The organism is Nodosilinea sp. FACHB-141 (assembly GCF_014696135.1).
In the GTDB taxonomy this organism is placed as follows: Bacteria; Cyanobacteriota; Cyanobacteriia; order Phormidesmidales; family Phormidesmidaceae; genus Nodosilinea.
In genome coordinates this window covers 119,681-137,169 of the sequence record NZ_JACJPP010000006.1, presented here as the reverse complement: position 1 = coordinate 137,169, position 17,489 = coordinate 119,681, and the positions used below count along the sequence as shown (strand labels likewise).

At 52.5% G+C, this 17,489-nt stretch carries 20 protein-coding genes, 1 tRNA gene and 2 pseudogenes; 14 read left to right on the top strand and 9 right to left on the bottom strand.

What is annotated here, in order from left to right; all coding sequences use genetic code 11:
* Nucleotides 1-172: 172 nt before the first annotated feature.
* The 3 genes and pseudogenes from rnhA (at nucleotide 173) to pnuC (ending at nucleotide 2,444) form a co-directional block, all read left to right on the top strand.
* Nucleotides 173-678, top strand: a pseudogene (gene rnhA / locus H6F59_RS27510) (ribonuclease HI).
* A gap of 61 nt (nucleotides 679-739) precedes the next feature.
* Complete coding sequence (locus H6F59_RS03335; RefSeq protein ID WP_190695132.1) at nucleotides 740-1,783, top strand: AAA family ATPase; 1,044 nt, start codon at nucleotides 740-742, stop codon at nucleotides 1,781-1,783.
* Nucleotides 1,776-2,444 (top strand): annotated as a pseudogene (gene pnuC / locus H6F59_RS03330) (nicotinamide riboside transporter PnuC). The gene H6F59_RS03335 and the pseudogene pnuC overlap by 8 nt, the downstream one beginning before the upstream one ends.
* Before the next feature lie 11 nt (nucleotides 2,445-2,455).
* Here the strand turns inward: pnuC and H6F59_RS03325 are convergent.
* On the bottom strand, nucleotides 2,456-3,031 hold the full coding sequence (locus H6F59_RS03325) for a class I SAM-dependent methyltransferase (protein WP_190695130.1): 576 nt from the start codon (nucleotides 3,029-3,031) through the stop codon (nucleotides 2,456-2,458).
* Entirely contained in the window at nucleotides 3,031-3,246 is a 216-nt protein-coding gene (locus tag H6F59_RS03320; RefSeq protein WP_190695128.1) for a hypothetical protein, read from the bottom strand. The genes H6F59_RS03325 and H6F59_RS03320 overlap by 1 nt, the downstream gene beginning before the upstream one ends.
* Before the next feature lie 105 nt (nucleotides 3,247-3,351).
* Between H6F59_RS03320 and H6F59_RS03315 the strand changes: the two genes are divergently transcribed.
* A complete protein-coding gene (locus H6F59_RS03315) occupies nucleotides 3,352-3,570 on the top strand; it encodes a thermonuclease family protein (RefSeq protein ID WP_190695126.1) in 219 nt (72 codons plus the stop codon).
* 150 nt (nucleotides 3,571-3,720) lie between these two features.
* Nucleotides 3,721-4,221, top strand: coding sequence for a PsbP-related protein (locus H6F59_RS03310; protein ID WP_206755189.1), 501 nt, complete (start codon nucleotides 3,721-3,723; stop codon nucleotides 4,219-4,221).
* Between the two features lie 80 nt (nucleotides 4,222-4,301).
* Here the strand turns inward: H6F59_RS03310 and H6F59_RS26675 are convergent, their stop codons facing one another.
* The 3 genes from H6F59_RS26675 to H6F59_RS03295 all read right to left on the bottom strand — a co-directional run bounded on the left by H6F59_RS26675 (nucleotide 4,302) and on the right by H6F59_RS03295 (nucleotide 5,688).
* The gene (locus tag H6F59_RS26675; RefSeq protein ID WP_313887100.1) at nucleotides 4,302-4,568 is read right to left on the bottom strand and encodes an adenylate/guanylate cyclase domain-containing protein; all 267 of its coding nucleotides are present in this window, start codon (nucleotides 4,566-4,568) and stop codon (nucleotides 4,302-4,304) included.
* A complete protein-coding gene (locus tag H6F59_RS26670) occupies nucleotides 4,552-5,307 on the bottom strand; it encodes an adenylate/guanylate cyclase domain-containing protein (protein ID WP_190695120.1) in 756 nt (251 codons plus the stop codon). The genes H6F59_RS26675 and H6F59_RS26670 overlap by 17 nt, the downstream gene beginning before the upstream one ends.
* A gap of 298 nt (nucleotides 5,308-5,605) precedes the next feature.
* Nucleotides 5,606-5,688 (bottom strand) — tRNA-Ser (locus tag H6F59_RS03295).
* A gap of 276 nt (nucleotides 5,689-5,964) precedes the next feature.
* On the opposite strand from H6F59_RS03295, the gene H6F59_RS03290 reads away from it, so the two are divergent.
* Together H6F59_RS03290 and H6F59_RS03285 are read left to right on the top strand one after the other, a co-directional pair.
* Nucleotides 5,965-6,618 carry a sigma-70 family RNA polymerase sigma factor gene (locus tag H6F59_RS03290; protein ID WP_190515663.1) on the top strand — a complete coding sequence of 218 codons (654 nt, stop codon included), beginning with the start codon at nucleotides 5,965-5,967 and terminating at the stop codon, nucleotides 6,616-6,618.
* Nucleotides 6,619-6,920: 302 nt separating this feature from the next.
* Nucleotides 6,921-7,493, top strand: a complete 573-nt coding sequence (locus H6F59_RS03285; protein WP_190695118.1) for an anti-sigma factor — start codon at nucleotides 6,921-6,923, stop codon at nucleotides 7,491-7,493.
* A 121-nt stretch (nucleotides 7,494-7,614) separates the two neighbouring features.
* On the opposite strand, the gene H6F59_RS03280 is transcribed toward H6F59_RS03285, so the two are convergent.
* The 3 genes from H6F59_RS03280 to H6F59_RS03270 all read right to left on the bottom strand — a co-directional run bounded on the left by H6F59_RS03280 (nucleotide 7,615) and on the right by H6F59_RS03270 (nucleotide 9,185).
* Complete coding sequence (locus H6F59_RS03280; RefSeq protein ID WP_190515667.1) at nucleotides 7,615-7,833, bottom strand: NAD(P)H-quinone oxidoreductase subunit O; 219 nt, start codon at nucleotides 7,831-7,833, stop codon at nucleotides 7,615-7,617.
* Between the two features lie 85 nt (nucleotides 7,834-7,918).
* A complete protein-coding gene (locus H6F59_RS03275) occupies nucleotides 7,919-8,767 on the bottom strand; it encodes a DNA-formamidopyrimidine glycosylase (RefSeq protein ID WP_190695116.1) in 849 nt (282 codons plus the stop codon).
* Between the two features lie 205 nt (nucleotides 8,768-8,972).
* Nucleotides 8,973-9,185 carry a photosystem I reaction center subunit IV gene (locus H6F59_RS03270; RefSeq protein ID WP_190515672.1) on the bottom strand — a complete coding sequence of 71 codons (213 nt, stop codon included), beginning with the start codon at nucleotides 9,183-9,185 and terminating at the stop codon, nucleotides 8,973-8,975.
* A gap of 367 nt (nucleotides 9,186-9,552) precedes the next feature.
* On the opposite strand from H6F59_RS03270, the gene H6F59_RS03265 reads away from it, so the two are divergent.
* From H6F59_RS03265 to H6F59_RS03235, 7 genes are all read left to right on the top strand, one after another.
* Entirely contained in the window at nucleotides 9,553-10,029 is a 477-nt protein-coding gene (locus H6F59_RS03265; protein WP_190695113.1) for a phycobilisome protein, read from the top strand.
* A gap of 301 nt (nucleotides 10,030-10,330) precedes the next feature.
* A complete protein-coding gene (locus tag H6F59_RS03260; RefSeq protein ID WP_199308685.1) occupies nucleotides 10,331-11,008 on the top strand; it encodes a V4R domain-containing protein in 678 nt (225 codons plus the stop codon).
* Nucleotides 11,005-11,295 (top strand): hypothetical protein, encoded by a 291-nt coding sequence (locus tag H6F59_RS03255; protein WP_190695112.1) that lies wholly within the window; start codon nucleotides 11,005-11,007, stop codon nucleotides 11,293-11,295. Before H6F59_RS03260 ends, H6F59_RS03255 begins: the two co-directional genes overlap by 4 nt.
* 82 nt (nucleotides 11,296-11,377) lie before the next feature.
* Nucleotides 11,378-11,866: a hypothetical protein gene (locus H6F59_RS03250; RefSeq protein WP_190515684.1), complete on the top strand. Its 489-nt coding sequence runs from the start codon at nucleotides 11,378-11,380 to the stop codon at nucleotides 11,864-11,866.
* Nucleotides 11,867-11,963: 97 nt separating this feature from the next.
* A complete protein-coding gene (locus tag H6F59_RS03245; protein WP_190515686.1) occupies nucleotides 11,964-12,626 on the top strand; it encodes a V4R domain-containing protein in 663 nt (220 codons plus the stop codon).
* A gap of 7 nt (nucleotides 12,627-12,633) precedes the next feature.
* A complete protein-coding gene (locus tag H6F59_RS03240; RefSeq protein ID WP_190695110.1) occupies nucleotides 12,634-14,460 on the top strand; it encodes a serine/threonine-protein kinase in 1,827 nt (608 codons plus the stop codon).
* A 928-nt stretch (nucleotides 14,461-15,388) separates the two neighbouring features.
* Nucleotides 15,389-15,880, top strand: coding sequence for a hypothetical protein (locus H6F59_RS03235; RefSeq protein ID WP_190695108.1), 492 nt, complete (start codon nucleotides 15,389-15,391; stop codon nucleotides 15,878-15,880).
* A gap of 301 nt (nucleotides 15,881-16,181) precedes the next feature.
* On the opposite strand, the gene H6F59_RS03230 is transcribed toward H6F59_RS03235, so the two are convergent.
* Entirely contained in the window at nucleotides 16,182-17,339 is a 1,158-nt protein-coding gene (locus H6F59_RS03230) for a sensor histidine kinase KdpD (protein WP_242021240.1), read from the bottom strand.
* Nucleotides 17,340-17,489 lie beyond the last annotated feature (150 nt).

Here is a 17,489-nt window from a genome sequence, read left to right as displayed (position 1 = left end):
GCTTTATCAAAATTGAGGGCTATAGCTACACCAATGCTGACACCATGCCTCAGCTTTGGGCTAAATTAACGCCACATGATATTCCTGAACCTTATGAATAATGATTGATACCATCCTTAATTAAAACCAAGAAATTTGATGAGATAAAGTTTCAAATTTGCTATCTACAACCATGTCCCACCCCCTCAAACAAGTCATTATCTATACCGATGGAGCCTGTATCGGCAACCCCGGCCCAGGCGGCTATGGAACTGTGCTGCTCTATGGTGAACACCGCAGAGAACTCTCCGGGGGCTATCAGCTGATCACAAACAACTGCATGGAGATGATGGCGGCGATCGTCGGCCTTCAGGCGTTAAAGCACAAATGCGCTGTAACCATCTACTCTGATTCCAAATATGTCGTTGAGCCATCATGAAGGGCTGGGCAGTGCGCTGGCGGTCAAAAGGATGGAAACGAACCCAAACTAAAAGCCCCGTCAATGCTGATCTCTGGCAGCAGTTGCTAAGCCTTTGTGAACAGCACCAGGTCGAATTTCAGTGGGTTAAGGGCCACAGCGGCAATGTGGAGAATGAGCGGTGCGATCGCTTGGCGGTGGCCGCTGCCAAGCAGCTAAATCTACCAATTGATGAAGGGTATGAAGTACCGCAGGTTCTTCAACAGGAATCACTGTTCTAGACTGCTACCTTAAACCCTTTCCCGTTACCCTGATTGCGGTTCTAATCAATCTTCAGCCATTATGCCAACCCGTGGCCTCACCCTCGGCAAGTTTGCCCCCCTCCACAAAGGCCATCAACTCCTAATTGAGACGGCCTTATCAGAGATGGATGAAGTGATCGTCATGATTTATGATTGCCCCGAAACAACTGCTGTACCGCTATCCATCAGGGCTAACTGGATTCGTCAGCTATATCCTACGGTAAAGGTCATTGAAGCCTGGGATGGACCAACCGAGATAGGCAATACTCCTGAAATCGAGCAAGCCCACGAAACCTATATTCTGAAACAGCTTCAGGGCAACAGTGTGACTCACTTCTACTCTAGAGAGTTTTATGGAGAACACATGAGTCAGGCGTTAGGTGCTGTGAATCGCCTAGTGGACTGGACACCCCAATCATCCTGGGCACACCGCACTACAGTCCCTATCTCAGCCACCCAAGTCCGTTCTAATCTTTACCAATATTGCCAGTTCTTAGATCCTCTGATCTACCAAGATTTAATCACCCATGTCGTCTTCCTGGGGGCACCCTCCACTGGCAAAACTACCCTAGCTGAAGCCCTAGCCCGTCACTACAAAACCGTTTGGCTGCCAGAATACGGCAGGGAATATTGGGAAACCCATCAGGTGGAACGGCGGTTGTCTCTAGAGCAGCTTGAAGAAATTGCCACAGGTCATTTGGAGCGAGAAGAAGCGCAGCTGACCCAAGCCAATCGGTACCTCTTCACCGATACCAACGCCCTCACCACCTACCGTTTTTCGCTCTACTACCACGGCACCACCTCGCTCCACCTGGCCCATCTCGCGGGTCTCTGTTCCTCGCGCTATGACCTGGTGTTTCTGTGTGAGACAGATATTTCCTACGACGACACTTGGGATCGCTCTGGGGAGGGCAATAGAGCCGTCTTCCAGAAGCAAATCATCAGTGACTTAGTAGTGCGTAAGGTTCCATTTTTTAGAGTGAGCGGCGACTTACAGACCCGGATAGGATACGTGGAACGGATACTCGCTCAATTTAAGAAGTACCATAACCTCATAGAACAGTTCCAGGTTGCCAATGGCTGATTTTCTCAGCATCAATACCATCGCCTTTACCATCCTTGGCTATCCGATAAGTTACATCGAGCTGATAGGGACCTTGCTCTACCTAGGGTCAGTGTGGCTGATTGCCCGAAAGAATATGCTGACTTGGCCCATAGGCATAATCAGTGTCCTGCTTTACATGAGCCTGTTCTACCAAATTTAGCTTTACTCCGATGCTTTAGAACAGGTCTATTACTTGGTGGTTAGTGTCTATGGCTGGTGGTGGTGGAACCGAAAAGGCCCAGCCCAGGATGTCAAAGAAGGATTTCTTTATAGCCACCGCCGCTATGGATTGCTAACACTGGGCATTACATTAGGTTTAGGTCTAGCCCTTGTTGGAGTTATAGTACAAATCCATATTTGGCTTCCCCAGTGGTTTCCAGAAGCGGCTTCCTTTCCTCTCCTTGATGCGGTCACAACCGTGATGAGCTTTACAGCAATGGCGTTGATGGCCGTGAAACGGATAGAAAGCTGGCTCTACTGGATTGTCGTCGATATCATCGCTATTAGGCTGTACTACGTTAAAGAGGTACGTTTTCTCTCTCTTCTGTACGTCATTCTGTTGGGGATAGCGATTAATGGCCTGGTGTCCTGGCATCGAGCGTATGTAGCTTCAAAATTACAATCTTCACAGCTAGGTTAGGGGCTTCCTCTCTAGCTTTGCCAGTAGTAGGCAGCGGTGAGCGTGATGGTGTCCTGGGAGGTCATGAGTACATCAGGATCAGAAAACTCCTGAGCCGTCCAAGCTTCAAGATCCGCAAGCGCTCTGGGGTAGATGTTGTTAGGCACTCGCCACATATTGCTGTAAATGCGATCGCGGTAGGCTCTCATAAGACTGTCCACTGTACTCTCGCGGGATAGCTCAGAAACTACCGCTGTCTCTAGCGTTGCCCCCTGCTCCTGCAATCGGCTTAAAACATCCTCTGTCACACCCCCCGTGAAGCCAGAGTCGTAGCCATAGCCCGCTAGAATTTGCCGCCACTGTCGCCCAATGGCATCACGGGTAGCAGTTTTATTGGTGGGGTGGTGGAAATAGATAAATACCCCAGCGGGCTTCAGCACTCGGCGCAGCTCATCCATAGCGGTTTGCCAGTCAGGGATGAGGTGCAAGATGTGAGGGGTGATTACTACATCAAAAGCATTGGCTTCGAAGGGAAGGGCTGTAGCGTCAGCATTGATCAACGTCAACCGATGGGTCTTACCCTCAAGCTTTTGCCTAAGCTTGTCCATCATCGCCTCTGAAATATCGATCCCGTGTAGGCATAGCCCCGCTCGACGATGGGCAGAGCAATACGCCCGGTGCCGATACCAGGCTCAAAGAAAGTGGTGTCTGGGGTGGCCTGCCCTAACCTTAGAATCTCTGCTGTCAGTCGTTCAGACACCTCTGGAGCTAGGGTGCGGGTATTGTCGTAGAAGTCAGCGGCTCGGTCAAAGGAAATGGCCATCAATTCTTCCTGGGGCAGTTCTAGCTCCTAAGCTACCAGCCGCAGGTCACCCCTAGAGGTTCCACCATTCAGTTCCGCGATGCTGACACAGACTAGTATGGGCGTATGGTGGCCGAGGTCTATGCGGGTAGTCAGAACATCAATCTAAAACTGGTCAGCGAGGGCCATGCAGTGGTCTACACTCAATTCTTGAGCAGCTGCCCCGACACAGATGATGCCCTCCTAGCCGCCGAGGCCCAAGCTCAGCAGCAGCGGTTGAACTTTTGGAATCAGCCAAATCCAGTGATGCCGTGGGACTATCGGCGGAGCAACCGGGAGGGCTAGATGGAAAAAAATATGGCTTCATCAAACATGATTTAAGAACCCGGATGAAGTGCCTAACCCGTTGAATAATCTAGATGATTCTAGCGTCAACCACTAGCTGAGAGGTTTCCTATGTTGAGTCGAATATCTCTTGCCCTATGTGTATCGCTGATGGTCATTCCAACGTGTGCTGTGCAAGCGATTACCCAACCAGTAAAGGGCGAAAGCATTATCTCTAGAACGAAAGAAACCGTCACCTCTCAGCGTTTTTCTGTGGACTATCCAGACTACTGGAGCGTCACTCAAAATGACAATGACTATGTAATTATCTATAACCAGCGCCCTGCTGGTGTGACTACAACAGGTGCAACATCACTGTACGTGATAAAGACCGATGTATCCATCCAGCCCCACTCGCTTCGAGACGCTATTTTGGGCATTGGTAATGATCCAGAGGATATCCAACGGATTGAGCTAGTAGATATTAATGGACAATCTGGATTAAGGGTTTGGGAAGAAAGTGAGGGGTGGGACTTTCCTAATAGTCTCATCACATACATTCCCATCAGCGATCGAGAAGTCGCTTATATTGTCAGTTTCTATAGTTCTGAGAATCAGGCTGCAGAAGATGCCATTATTCAGATGCATAATACGTTGAGAGTCTTTAATTGAGTACATGTCCAGTAGTGGGAATTGAACTTTCGAAATCAGGATAATCCTGTGATGCCTTGAGACTATCGGCGGAGTAATTGCTAATGTTGCTCCTGAGAGTAAATCACCTCAAAAATCTCCACTGGTTCTGCCTTACCTTTTAGGTGGATGGCTCCAATTTCTTGACAATTGATGGTTGACTTCACCGCTGCATAAGTAGCCGGCCCTAGTAGGATTTGGTTTGGCTGGGCTTGGCTCTCCAGTCGAGCAGCGACATTGATCACATCCCCTAGAACGGTATAGTCCATCCGGCGATCGCTGCCGATACAGCCTGCGATGACTTCCCCAGAGTTAATACCAATGCCCACATGGATAGGTGGAGTAGCCTGGGTTAGATTGATTTTGGCTAACTTTTTGCTGAATTGCGATCGCACACTGTACTGCATAAAGAGCGTGGTTTTCTTGGGCAAGGGGAGCGCCAAATACTACCATGACAGCATCGCCAATGAACTTATCAACAGTTCCTTGATACTGAAAAACAATATCGATGATCTTTTGGAAATAGCAGTTAAGAGTCGCAAACAACTCCACTGCAGAACTTTGCTCTGCACGAGTAGTAAAGCCCCGCACATCACAGAAAAAGCAAGTTACGTCTCGCCGTTCTCCTTCAACGATGCTTTGAAAATCTGTTTGGAGCATCAGCTTGTCTACCAACTGTTGGGTGACAAAGCGACTGAACATTCCCTGCATGCGTTGAGCCCGCAGGCTTTCTTGTTCCCAAAAGTGTTGAACTCGTAGTAGATGGTTTTGGAGCACTTCTCGCTGATAAGTTTGAATGCCAACTATGCCCTCTTTGACTAATTCTCGCGACCCTTCACGTAGCGTGAAATGCTTGGAGATTGGTGGACGGCCTAAGTTACCCCGCTCCAAATAATCTTCTACGATGAGTCTGACCTCATCATCAATTTGCAATACCTCAAATAGGGCGCAACGTCCGTAGCGCCAGCCTCCACCCACACCACGGCTCTCGCACACTGGGCAACCAACCTCGCGCCAAATCTCACGGGGTTCATGGCTGTCGGGGTAAATCAATAAGGTTTCTGCCAAAGTCGCAGGGGCAGGCTGTCCACAATCACCACATAGCCTTGGTAAGAGCATTTGGGATAGCACGCCCACTAAATTCTCAACTAGGTCCGGGGTGCTGTAAGTCTATGAAGCCGCATTAGCGTATGACCAAGCCGCCCAAGAGTACTTCGGGGAGTTCGCGTTCCTCAACTTTCCACAGAGGGGCGTGGTAAATTACCACCAGGTTTACCACCAATTTCAGTCTGAGAGCAGTATCTCATTAGCTCATTGATAGTGAGCCAATGGCCGCGAGGGGAACTGAGAACCCGAAACCACGGTACGGAGAGGGAGGGATTCGAACCCTCGGTCCTTGCGGACACCCGATTTCAAGTCGGGCGCATTCGACCACTCTGCCACCTCTCCAAGGGGGGATGACTACCAAATAGTCAGTCCTAACATCTGTTATATCACCCCAATGACAGACTTCAGACCAATCTAGGTGTTTATAGACAAGGATAATTCCTGCCCTCCGAGGGTGTGCCAGACAATTCACAGGCACAAGGGAAGTCGTGAAACGCTGCTGCCTTCGTCAGAATATTTCACATTGACAATGTCAATCTTTGGAGCCACGCTGCCACCTCAACGCGAACCATTAAGGTTTGCTGGTGGCTATGCAATGTCGGCCTACTAATAAACGCTATGAGTCAATCCATGTTCTCGACCTGGCCTGTTTCCATCAGCGCCCCCAAGGCCGCTGTTAAGCCCGAACAGCTGACTAGCACGGAACTGGTAGCCCTCTGCCAGCAACGGCTACGGCCCGAGCGAATGATGTTCGCCGAACTTCTGCGCCGCTACCAAGGCCATGTAGATAAGTTGCTCTACCACCTCGCACCCGATTGGCCCGATCGCGCAGATCTTGCCCAGGAAGTCTGGATTCGGGTATACCGCAACATGCGCCGCCTGAACGATCCCGCTAAGTTCAAAGGCTGGCTGGGCCGCATTACTACTAACTTGTTCTATGACGAGTTGCGGCGGCGTAAGCGCAACCGCGCAACCCTCTCCCTCGATGCTCCCCTTGCCCTTGAGGATGGCAGCATTGATTGGGATGTACCGGCTAGTGCTCCTGGCCCGGTTGACACTATGATGACCCAGGAATTCTACGACCAGCTGCATCGCGCCATTGCCGATCTGCCTGAGGTCTTTCGCACTACCATTGTGCTGCGCGAGATTCAGGGGCTGTCCTATGAAGAAATTGCTGAGATGACTGGGGTATCGCTGGGTACTGTTAAGTCTCGCATTGCCCGCGCTCGACAGCGGTTGCAGACTGAGTTGCAGCCCTACCTAGGTAACTAAAGCCAGTACATTTGAGGGTGCTCTACCAACTAACTTTACGTCTTGTGTGATTTGCAAAGCATCGGGAACCGATTTGAGGCAAGTACCTGTCCTTATAGCAATGCCTGGGCAAAAGTAGAAGTCTCTATCTAGGGATATATGTTTTGCTTGTTAGAATTAATCCCCGGAGGTTACCGATTTTAAGGGGTTGGCATTATGATCAGTAGCGGCGGTAAGAACTGACGTATCTAGCTAATTGCTAGATTGGGTCATTGCCCGCCATGGTCGTTGTTTAGTTGCTTATTCCAGGTGTTGTTTTTGGTATGGCTACTTTTTCTTATATGCCTAGCCAGGTTCAGCGTTCATCCTCCAGCGGTGCTAGTTCAGATGAGTCTTTAATGTCTACAGCGTCCTGCTGTCATGATTTAGATGCCACTAAGCGCGATCGCTTCGAGTTACTAAGCGCCTATCTCGACGGCGAGGTTACGCCCAAAGAACGCCAGCAGGTTTTGTGTTGGCTTCAGCAAGACGATAGTGCCCGCATTTTATACAATCGCTTACTCACCCTACGCCAGGGCCTACGTACCCAAAGTGGCCCTTCCGACTGCGACCCAGAAGAAACCCTTGCGGGTGTTTTTCATAGTCTTAACCACCGACTCAGGCTGGTCACTATGGCAGGCCTTGGAGTGGCTGCCATTGGCGTGATCAATCTTCTATCAGGTGGGGTTGGGGTGGGCAATTCTTCTTGGCGTATGGCGACGAGTGCTCAGCCAGAGACTCTAAAAATTGCCCTTGATAGACCAGCTTTTCCTATTCCAGAGACATCGCCAGCTATGTCTACTGATATAGGCAACCCAGTTGAATCTGGTGGTCTTCCTATCGACTCTGAGTTGTAGCGGCTTAAGTTGATGCTTGTTTTAGCTTAAATAACGCAGCGGGTTAGGTTTCTCAAGAAGATCTAACCCGCTGCGTTTGTGAGCATGATTTGTTAATCGGTCCCTGGTATGTGAAGTGGGCCTAAAACTTTTCTAGCTGGTCAAGGCGCAGCCAGAAGTTGGGGGTTGGCACCTTGCCAAACTTGACTAAGGCATAGTCCTCACTGGTTTCTAAGATTTCCCCTTGGGTTTCAAATAGGTAAGGTGGGAACCGAGTATCGCTAGCAGTAGCCTCTAGACTACTTTCTAGCTTGTCGCGCACGGCGCGCACCAGATCGCCACGCTTTAGAGTTGCTGCCATAGATCTATTTGCTATCAACCTCAGCCTTACTGTACACGAAATCCCTAGGCGCAGCACCTTAGGGTATCCGCTAGCGTTGGCTCCTCTAGCACTGGCACTGGGGGCAGTAGTGGGCCGATCGCCCGGCTAGCTTGAGACGGCAGATAGGGGTGTCGCAGCGGCGACAGGGTTGGCCTTCGCGATCGTAGACCCAGGCAACGCCGCCGTAGTTACCGTTAATACCGTAGATGTCGCGGTAGTCGCTGAAAGTGGTACCCCCCGACTCAATGCTGGTGATGAGCACCTCACGAATGGCGCTGTGCAGCCGCTGGAGTTGCTTGGAGCCAACGCGATCGCTGAGGGTGAGCGGCCTGAGCCCGCTTAAAAATAGTGCCTCATCGGCGTAGATATTACCAATGCCTGCCACCAACCTCTGGTCGAGCAGGGCGTTTTTAATGGGGCGGCGACTCCGACTGAGACGCTGGCGCAGGTAATCGAGTGAGAACCCTTCGTCAAAGGGTTCAGGCCCCAGGGTTTGTAGGCCGGTCATGATGCTTGTGGGGGCAACTCCAGGGGGTACCCACCAGAGGCGGCCGAAGGTGCGCTGATCGACGTAGCGCAGCTCGTGATTATCACTGAGCCAGAGGCGGACTCTACAGTGAGGCTGTACTGGCGTTTTTGGGTCGAGCCACAGCAGTTGCCCTGTCATGCGCAGGTGTACCCCCAAATAGCCGCCTGGGCTACCGTCGGATTGGGTGAGCTGCCCCAGCAAGTATTTACCCCGGCGATGCCAGGCCGACAGGCTGGAGCCAGTAATGCCGGCTAAAAACGCTGCTTCATTGTCGGGATAGGCGATCGCGCGGGCCAGCAATACCTGCCCACCCTCTAGCCGATGCCCTGGCGTTACCCTCTCTAGACCGCGCCGCACGGTTTCAACTTCAGGTAATTCTGGCAAAGCTTAACCTTGGGCCGCTGCCCCCTCACGGTGTGTTCCTGAACTATAGCAATCGTGAGGATGCGCATATAGAAATGACTCTAATAATTAAGGCCCATGCCGAAGCACAGGCCTTGATTGTTGCCTACAACGCTAGTCAACTCCCTATGGTCCCGGTCAGGGCATTGAAGGCAGCTTTCGGCTGGGACTATAGGGCATCGCCTAACTAGGCCTTCTTAGCCGCCTTGGGGGCCTCAACCTCTTGAAGCTCGGCCAGCGCGAAGTTGTTGGTGTTGATGCCAGCGTAATTGACGTTATTAAAACGCACTACCGCGGGGTATTTGATGCCGCTTTGGTCGATGGTGGCAACGGTGCCGACTTCCCGGAACCAGTAAGACTCTTTGCGGAGAATGCGAACTTTAGAACCACGTTGAACCATGAACAATGCCCTCTTAAAATCAATATTAATGGCAGCTTGCCCAGGCCAAACCCCAGCCCAGACTCATTGCAAAGAGCCGTGGCTAAGCTTGGATAGGGGGTTATTCCATGTCCACCAGATTACTACGAGTCTTCAACTCCATGGCATCAGGGGGTTTAAGTTTTATTGCAGCCCCAAAAACAGGATCCACAAAAATTAAGGAAGATCGTGGACGAATCAGTCCGCGGTCAGGATGGGTAGCCTTTAGACTGCCCGGAGGACAAAAAGGTGGTGGGGCGATCGCCCAAATCTTCTCGCTACAATTTTGTTTACATTTCGCAACATAGGGGAATATTAGTAATATCACCCTGCGGGAGACTTGCTCAGCATGCTCACTAACGTCCAGGCTCTAGTCCAAGCCACCGATGGTCGCTACGCCTCCGACCAAGAGCTAATGTTTTTTCAGCAATATCTGGGCTCTGTTAGCACTCGGCTGCGGGCTTACCAAAAGATTCAGGGGGCCGAGCAGCAAATTATCAGCCAAGTCCTGAATCGGCTCAAGGTCCAAAAGCCCGACATCTTTCTAGTAGGTGGTCAAGATTTAGCCGCCAAGTGGCAGCGCGACACAGTGCGAGTGCTGCGCTACAGCGCCACGGCCCTGCTGCTTAACGATTCGGAATGGCTTAAAGACACCCTGCTGATGTGGTTTCAAAGCATCATGCGAGCCTTTGGGGCCCAGGAGAGTTGCAACCTCACCTACACCGTTATGCAGGAGGTGATGACCCAGCACCTCAATACCGAAGAGCTAAGACTGTTTTTACCCATCCTAGAGCTGAGCCGTACCCTTCTGGGTAGGTCTATTTGAGCCTAGGCAGAAGCCGAAATCACTGGCGTCAACCAATCGCATAGTCGCTACAACACCAGAGCCCAGGCCGCCAATTGCAGCGACCTGGGCGCTTTCATATGGAGTAATAATTACTACGTTTTGTGTCGTGACAGAAAAGCGTAGGTAAGCGACAATGCTTTATCTCCAGTAGCTTTAGCCCTGGGCAGACAGGTTGGCAACGGTGCGATCGCGCACCTCTGCGCTGTTAATTTTGCGTCGGCCTGGGCACATTACAGCTATCACTGAAAACAGTCTTACAAGGCCTGTTCGAGCTATGGTTATGACCACAGAGACCGCCCACCGTCTGCACCAAAAATTTCCCAAGAAGCATAACCACTATGCCCTGCGGGATTTCTTTCAATTTAACGGCGATTACGGCACTATTACCGACTGGAACGACACCCGTAATGTGCTCACTAGCGAAGACTTCATCATTGGCCTGCTGGAGGGACTGCAAGAAGAAGTCGGCGACGCCTCGGCCGCCATCATGTACACCGTGGGGTTGGAGTGGGGCAAACACGACTCGCTGATATTTGAAGCCTGGTTTGAGCGCGAGTTTGCCATGAGCCCCCGCCGCGCCAACCTGATGTTTTTGCTCGAAACCTGGTGGTGGCCCTTCATTTCCCAGGGCTGGGGCCGGTGGGAGGTCGACATGAGCGATCGCAAACAGGGCTTCATGTTTATCAACGTGTTCGACTCCGCTGTGGCTCGCACCCTGGGTGACGTAGGCAAGCCCGTCTGCCACCTCTACGCCGGTCTGTTTGCCGGTTTTTTTACCGAGATGGTGCGCAAGCAGCTGAGCTGCATTGAAATTCAGTGCTACTCCATGGGCGAGACCTACTGCAAGTTTTTGCTGGGGAGCCGCGAGCGCATCGATGCCGCCTCCTTCTGGATGAATGAAGGGGCCAACGCCCGCGACATTGAGAAGCGCCTGCGGGCTGGGGAAGGTGGCCAATGAGCATGTTTCCCGAAGAGTCTCAAGCCCCTCAACCCTGGCTGAGGGAAACGGTACAGGCTTTCTTTGAAGCCGTAGCCTGGGATGGGCGATCGGTTCTCGCTATGCCAAGCCTGGGTGCCCCTGTTCGGTCAGAGTCAACCATGACTATGACTGTCGGCGATTTCTTCCAAAACATCGCCTGGGATGGACAGCCCATCGTCGGGGTACCGATCTCTCCCCTAGCCACAACGACCACTCCTGCGGCTGACCCCAATCTCGATTTGACCCTGGACGATCTATTTGGCTAGTCCTTGCCATTGCTTAGCCTGCTAGCCGACGGTAAGCGCCATCAACCCGACCACCTGCGCCCCACTTCCCCGGAGATTTGCCATGACCTTCAAGCTCGATACCCTATTTGACTCGCCTGAAAAGCAATACCTCGACGCTAACGACCTCAGCGTTCTGAGCCAGTACGTCAGCTCAATTCCGGAGCGGATGGCAGTCTACCGCACCCTACGGGACCAAGAAATTGCCATTATGCAGCCTATTGCCGATGCCCTGCAGCAGCAGGCCGGACACCCCGAGCCTTTAGTCGAGCGCAGTGTGCGCAATGGGCTGATGGTGCTGCGCTACGCCGCCATGGCCATGCTGCTCGACGACGACGGCTTTGTGGAAGAGCGCTTGCAGGGCTGGCTGCCCGAGATGGTTAAAGCTTACGAAACCCAGGCGGTCGATCAACAGCTGTTTCAGCTGCTGATGCAGCAGTTGGCCAAGGTCTTTTCGCCGGCCCAGCTCAACCTGCTCAAGCCCAGCATTGAAAAGGCTAAAAGTCTGATGCTCAATACTCGCGAAACCGTCACCCTAGCCGGGTTGCTCTAGGCATAACTAGCGGTTTGGCCGTTGGGGGTTGCCCCCGTCCCGCCAGTGCTCGGCGGGTCTGACCACCATCATCACTACCCTGTGAAGGACGTTAACTATGGTTTCTGTTGCCGATTTACTCACCGATGGCCGGCTGCCCGGCAACTACTTTGCTCAAGATCTTTATGTGCGGGGCTCGACCGAGCTGGGCCTGCTGGAAAATCGTCGCGGCGATCGCCTGTTGGCCATCCCTGACTCGCTGCTCCAGGCCATTTATTCTGGGCTAGAAAAGGAAACCGGTCAGGCGTCGGGGCTAGTGCTCTACAACTGTGGCCGCTGGTGGGGCAAAAATTTCTACGCCCGCTTCTGTGAAGAGCTAGCCGACTACTACAAGCAGCCCCTCTCCAGCCTGTCGATGGCCGAATTTCTTCAGTCGCTACAGCAGTGTTGGAAGACCCACGGCTGGGGCCAGATTCATCTGGATATTACCTACCGCGATCGCGGCTTTTTAGGGGTAGAAATCTGGCATTCTCCTTTCACCGCCGCTGCCCCCCAGGGCCAAAAAACGGCGGGCGACCTAGAGCGCGGCATTCTTGAAATCTTCTTTAGTCAGCTCACCGGGCGCGAGCTGCGCTGTGCCCAAACTAGCTGCACAGCCAAGGGCGACGACTGCAATCGCTTTGTTCTGGGTCTACAAAAGCGGCTACAGCCCGTAGAAGCTCTGGTGGCCAATGGCCAAGCCCACCAGGCCATTATGCAAACCCTCATGCAGCAGGGGTAAACACACGGTGGCCCTCACCCGGCAAATTCGGCGATCGCAGTATTACACCCTGGGGCTGGTAGGGCACGGGCAGTTTGGCCGAGTCTACTGCGCCATCCACCGCAAAACTGGGGAATTGGTGGCGATTAAAGACCTCCACAAAGACCGTTTCCCCACCCACAAGTTTTTGCGGGAGCTGCGGTTTTTAATTAGCCTTGAACACCCCAGCATTGTCACCTGCCATGCCCTGGAGCATTCCACCAGCGGTCGCCAGCTGGTGCTCGACTACTGCGAGGGGGGCACGCTGCGATCGCTGCTCGAAAGCGACACAGTACTCACCGTGCAAGAGGTACTGGGATTTACCCTAGACATTCTCGCCGCCTTGGAGTGCGCCCATCGCCAAGGCATTGTGCACTGCGACATCAAGCCCGAAAACATTCTCATGGAGCTGACGCCTGGGGGCTGGGTGGCGCGAGTCTCTGATTTGGGCATTGCCCGCCTCAGCCAAGAAGCCAAAGAGGCCGATATGGGTCACACCGGCTCCCCCGCCTACATGGCCCCAGAGCGATTTTACAACCAGCATCCTCCTGCCGCCGATCTCTACGCTGTGGGCATTATTTTGTATGAGCTGCTGCTGGGTCAGCGGCCCTTTTCGGGCACTCCCATGGAGCTGATGGTGGCTCACCTCAATCGGTCACCGATTGTGCCCGTCCAAGTGGCCGAGCCCTTTAGCCAGGTGCTGCGTAAAGCGCTGCAAAAGCTGTTGCCCAAGCGCTACTTCAGCGCCCAAGCCATGCGCGCCGACCTGACGGCGATTTATCAGACATACCAAACCCAGGGACTGCTGAGTCAACCCGCCTGTGCTAAAGCGCTGCCAGAGCTAGATTTGGCATCAGATTTGCCCTTTGTAGCGCTGCCTCACCCCACGGTGGTGATGGGCTTGGTGCCCCGACCCCATCAAAGCCATCTGCTGGTGACCTGTAGCCAGCAGCGGGTGTGGTTTTATCACTGGCCTCAAGCAGGTATGGCTACACCTCAGGCCAGTCAAGGCTTTGCGCTGCCCGCCCCAGTGCAACGGTTTTTGCCGACTCCTCAGGGGGGGCTTTTGGTCACCACAGAATCGTTGCACCTGTTGTCGATGACCCACGGTTTAGGCTGTGTTGCCCAAGGCATTTACTCCGATGGGGTGGCGGTTGCCCCCAATGGGCGCTGGTTTGCCACCGCCACCCAGATCATCAAAGATTCATTCCGCGTAGCTGTGCGTCAGTTGACAATGCCACCGGAGCAAGGGGTCAAAATATCGGCACCGCTAACAGCCGCGATCGCCGCTGCGGACGGGGATAAACTAGTTACCCTTCTCGCTCCAGACAACCGCCACGCAGCGTTGGTAGTGCGCCGGGGTAGCCGTACGCTGTTTCACGGAGTAACCCGCCGGGGTACTTATCTTGGGGCAGTTGCTGCCTCGGTGCCCATTTACAATTTGGTGCCTACCCGCACCCCCTATCGTTACCTTGCTCTAGAGGAAAATTGCCCCAATGCTCTGCTGATTGTCGACCTAAAGCCTTTTAGAATGCTGCGTTACCGGGTCGATATTTCACCGCACTGGCTGTTTGAGACCGCTGTAGGCTACGGGCTGCTCAGCCAAGAGGGAGAATTTTTGCTGATTAACGATGAAGGCCGCATCATCAATCGTACAGCTGGGCTGCCTCGACCGCAGGCTATGGTACCCCTGCACTCTAAAACTAGCCCTGACAAATCAGCGCCGATTCAATATCTGTGGAGCGTCAGCGAAGCTGCGAGTAGCCGTATTTACCCCGTTGATCTAGCCGATTTAGCTCCAGACATTCTGTTTTAATCTGAGTTTGTCATTAGGTTTAGGCAGTTCGGCAGCAGATCTATCGCCCTCATAATTGAGGTAAGAATTGGAGCTATCAAAGAGCGTGGCTAACACTTTGCCACTGCGCTTCTACAAGGGTGCAAGTGGTAGCAAAGCCTTCTTCGAATCGACAGCTAGCAAAACATTAGTAGTCTACTCCTTAGGGATGGGCCGAGTGCCGCTTAGGTAGGTTGCCTAAGTGCAGAATGTCTTGGCTCTGGAAATTTGGTAGTGACAGTAAATGTTGTGATCAGCCGTCGCCAGCTTGATTAAGAATGCTGCATTATCCTCGGTTGCGATGGCTATTGGTCAATGAACTGACCGGGTTTTGGCAGCAGCTAATATCTTAAGCGCAGTAGCCATCGCTATATTTGGTTGAATGTCATTGCGAAGTTGCGTCGCGTTCAGCCAAAGTTTAGTAGATATCAATTGTTGACGTGTATTGCTCTACTGACTCGAGGTTTAAGGCACATCTTAAATGAAAAATACTTCTGCAAGTAAATCAAAGTATTTAAATCGAAACATCTGTAGCAGCAAAAAACGAGCAATACATAAGAATTGATTGAAATTGTCAAAATATAAAAAGTTGCATAATTTCATAGTTGCTATTAGCGATTTGACGGAAATTACGGAAGCACATTCTCTATTCTATGGCAATAATAAAGAATATCAATGCCTGGGAAAGACTAGGGAAGCGATTCTCAAGCTGATTCATGTTTGAAATAGATTAGCCCAAGAAAAATGTTTTAGCTTTTTGAGCCCTAAAAAACCATTTGGTTATTTGGTCGCTTCAATCCTGTCTGAGAAAGATGCACAATCTGCATCAAAACTAGCCCATCAAGTCTGTTGCAGGCAGTAATTTTCCTGATTTCGAAAAACTGTTCATCTATACTTTAAGGCATCCATTATGTCCACCGCTGTTGTTTCACCTGTAGCTCAGTTGCGTACTGAACTTGGCGATTTTAGTAGTATTGTTTGTTTCAGAGCCTTAGTTGTTGGTACCGAAGAAGTCTTGGGTGAAAAGGCTGCTGCGATCGCCCTCATTGGCGCTGGTCGCCAGCGGGGTCGGCAAGTAGCAGAGCAACTAGGTCTCGCCGGGCAAGGTAGGTCGCTTGCATCTGTGGCTGAAGTACTTCAAGCTGCCCTGGGTAAGGATGGCACCCGACTCTGCATTGTTGATAAGATTGTCGAAGCCGAAGAAAAGATTTCAGTTTACTGTCGAGAGACGATTTGTTCGGCTGGAGAACCCGAGGGGTCTCCCCGTCAGCTCACTTTTACATTAGGAGCCATTCAGGGTGTGCTTGAGAGCGTCACAGGAAAGCGTTTGCGCGGCAAGCAAACGGAGTCTGTTCTGCGGGGCGGCAATTTTGACACGATCGAATTTGAAGTGATTGGTTAAACCAAATGCTGCTTAGAGTCTGTAGTTCTTTTGTAGGAAGAGCTACAGACTTTGGCGTAATTAAAGTCTATTTATCCTCATAATTGATTAAGAATTTTTTAGGTGTGGGTTGGATGAAACTAAGTGTATTCCTACCCCAAACTGGGTTTCGTTAGGTTCTGCTAGTGCGCCACCCAACCTGCTCCTGATTGTTGGGCAGTAACAATTATGAGCAATATTTACGGGTGAAATGGTGCTTTGCTGCCAAGGGGGGAATGGAGCATGGCTAAAACAGTGAAGCCGACAACGCCCCCTACACTGACTAGCGATCGCCTTCAATAGGGCATGACTGTGGCAGGCAGACGGTGAACGTTGTGCCCTCCTGCGCCGTCGAAGCGACCTCTACTGTGCCCCCGTGGGCGACAACGATCTCGCGCACAATGTACAAACCCAGACCGATGCTGCCTGGAACCCGCTGGACTACTGATTCTGGTATGGTGTGGCGCATGAGCGGGTCGAAGATTCTTCCTAGCATATCCGCCGAGATCGGCGGCCCTTCGTTATGCACGCTTAAGACCACGCTCGGTCCTTCTGAAGCGATCGATAGCTCGATCGGCTGCTCGGCTGACCCATGCTGAATTGCGTTGCCCATCAGGTTGGAGACGACTTGGCGGAGTCGGGCCGCATCCCAGTCGCCCATGAGGTGGCCGTCTGAGTGAAAGCGCAACGTTCGCTGCGGGTAGGCAACGCAGAATTCCTCGAAGACTTGGCGACAGAGTGTTTCTAGATCAACCGGACCGCGCGTCAGCGGCATCGCGCTGCCCAGCCCCGTTGAGGCAAAGTCGATTAGGTCGCGGATCAACCGCGTGACCGCTTCCGTGTTTGTCTCGATCACCGACAGCGCTCTGGGAGAGTCTGGGTGTTTGTCTGAGGTGCGTGAGATCAGTTGTGCGGCCATGCTGATGGAGTTCAGCGGGCTGCGCAGGTCGTGGCCGAGGATGGCCAAGAACATGCGACGCGACTGATCGACACGACTGGTATAACTGCCAACGGCTGCGGCGAGCGATTGGTCGATCGACTCGTTGAAGCGGGTGATGTCGTCGATGTCGTCAATGTCGAGCTGCGGGCGGCTCGTGTGCCACAGGCGAAGCACGCTGGCACGCAGGGCGCGGTATTCAGAGACGACCTCCATGATGTCAAAGCCCGAGCCCACGCGCGCCGCACCGTGCAGTACCGAGGCGTTGTCGAGCTGGTCACTCTCCTCACCAACAGCGCCGCCATGGCCTTTGGACTTGCTCGCATGCTGCGCAGGGCTTTGTCCGATCTGCATGTCTCGCGCGGCTGCCAGTAGCATCGCCTCGGCGTCATCACGCAGGGCGAGCTTTGTCATCTTCATGCCGGGTGTGAGGCTGCGCGCAAACGCTTCCCATTCCACGAGGATGGGCTCGACGTTCCCAAGAATGAAGTCTGCCAGTCGCATGGATTTCTCCGTTGGGAACATCTTCAGAATAGGGGCATGATACCGCTGAGGGCGGTCGAAAAGATATCAGCCTAATGCCTCTCTAAGAGTGATTAGAGGGGTAATCGAGTAGAAACACGTCAGCTAATTGCGCCTGAGGGTGATTAGGTG